The sequence below is a fragment of the Marinomonas alcarazii genome, assembly GCF_003208215.1.
Lineage (GTDB): Bacteria > Pseudomonadota > Gammaproteobacteria > Pseudomonadales > Marinomonadaceae > Marinomonas > Marinomonas alcarazii.
In genome coordinates this window covers 1-2,036 of record NZ_QKLW01000020.1, presented here as the reverse complement: position 1 = coordinate 2,036, position 2,036 = coordinate 1, and the positions used below count along the sequence as shown (strand labels likewise).

The 2,036-nt window shown below is 43.3% G+C and carries 1 protein-coding gene; it reads left to right on the top strand.

Annotated features, from left to right (window positions below):
• Positions 1-2,036 (top strand): beta strand repeat-containing protein (locus DFP75_RS18280; protein WP_146219969.1); only part of this gene is annotated, 2,036 nt, incomplete at both ends.

Genomic DNA, 2,036 nt, shown 5'->3' with positions numbered 1-2,036 from the left:
TCGAGACCTTAACTAGCGCTTGGGTAAACGTTCAGAATCTCTTTAATACTGGAACGGTGTTGGCCCAAGACGAGAGTTTGTCTGTTGAGGCTGTAGCGGTTGAAAATCAGGGTGCTTTAACAGGTAACGGTATCTCCATCAATGCCAATACATTAACGAACAGCGGCGCAAGTAGTCAAATTTTCTCATCTGACAGCGTTGATTTAACCATCGACGGTGATGTTACCAACACTGATGGGGCGCTAGTTCACGCAGGTAGTGATTTGACGCTCGATGCCAAAGGCAATGTAATCAACAGAGCTACTATCGAAGCCGTTAAATCGACAGCGATCAAAAGCCAAAACTTGACTAACTCAGGTACTATTTTAGCCCAAGACCGTATTTTATCCATTGAGACAAGCAAGCTTGAAAACCAAGGCACATTATCTGGTAATGGTCTCGTTATTAATGCAACTGAACTTGATAACACAACCAGTACGGCGCAAATTGTTTCGTCTGATAAAGTTGATTTAACCATTGACGGTGATGTGACCAACACCGATGGTGCACTGGTTCACGCTGATACTGATTTGATTCTCGATGCTAAAGGCAATGTAACCAACAGTGCTACTATCGAAGCCGTTGAATCGACAACAGTCAAAAGTCAGAACCTAAGCAACTCAGGCACTATCCTAGCCCAAGACAGCGGCTTATCCATAGAAACAAACAAGATTGACAACCAAGGAACGTTATCTGGTAGTGGTCTCGCTATTATAGCAACAACCCTCGATAACCGCACTGAAAACGGAAAAATACTCTCATCCGATAAGCTTGATTTAACCATCGACGGTGACGTTACCAACACCGATGGAGCATTAATCCATGCAGATAAAGCGCTGGCAATAAACGCCCAAGCTGATCTTAATAACTCAAACTCGATTATTGAAACCTTAACTAACGCTTGGGTAAACGTTCAGAACCTATTTAATACTGGAACAGTATTAGCTCAAAACGAGAGTTTGTCTATTGAGGCTGTAACGGTTGAAAATCAAGACATACTATCGGGTAATGGCCTTGTTATTAAAGCGGGCGAGCTTGATAACACAACCAACACGGCACAAATAGTTTCGTCTGATAAAGTTGATTTAACCATACAAGGCGAGATCACTAACACTGATGGTGCACTGCTTCATTCAGATACGGATTTGACTCTTGATGCCAAAGGCAACCTAACCAACAGCGGAACTATCGAAGCGGTTAAATCGACAACCATTACAAGTCAAAACCTTACGAACTCGGGTACGGTTTTAGCTCAAGACCACGGCTTGTCTATTGAAACAAATACAGTGGATAACCAAGGTACGCTATCGGGTGCTGGTATTGCCATTAATGCAGAGGCCCTCGACAACCGTACTGACAACGGAAAAATACTCTCATCTGAAGCCTTGGACTTAACCATTGAAGGGGACATCACCAACACTGATGGTGCACTAATCCATGCTGATAAAGCACTGGTAATAGATGCGAAAGGCGATCTTAGTAACTCAGAATCGATCATCGAGACGTTAACTGCTGCTTGGGTAAACGTTCAGAACCTATTTAATACTGGAACGGTATTGGCCCAAGATGAAGATCTGACTATTGAGGCTGTCACTATTGAAAACCAAGGTACGCTATCGGGTAATGGCCTTGTTATTAAAGCGGGCGAGCTTGATAACACAACCAACACGGCACAAATTGTTTCGTCTGATAAAGTTGATTTAACCATACAAGGCGAGATCACTAACACTGATGGTGCACTGCTTCATTCAGATACGGATTTGACTCTTGATGCCAAAGGCAATCTAACCAACAGCGGCACCATTGAAGCGGTTAAATCGACAACTGTCAAAAGCCAAAACCTCACTAATTCGGGCACTGTCTTAGCTCAAGACAGCGGCTTATCTATTGAAACAAACAAGCTTGAAAACCAAGGTACGCTATCGGGTAATGGCCTTGTTATTAAAGCGGGCGAGCTTGATAACACAACCAACACGGCACAAATTGTTTCGTCTGAT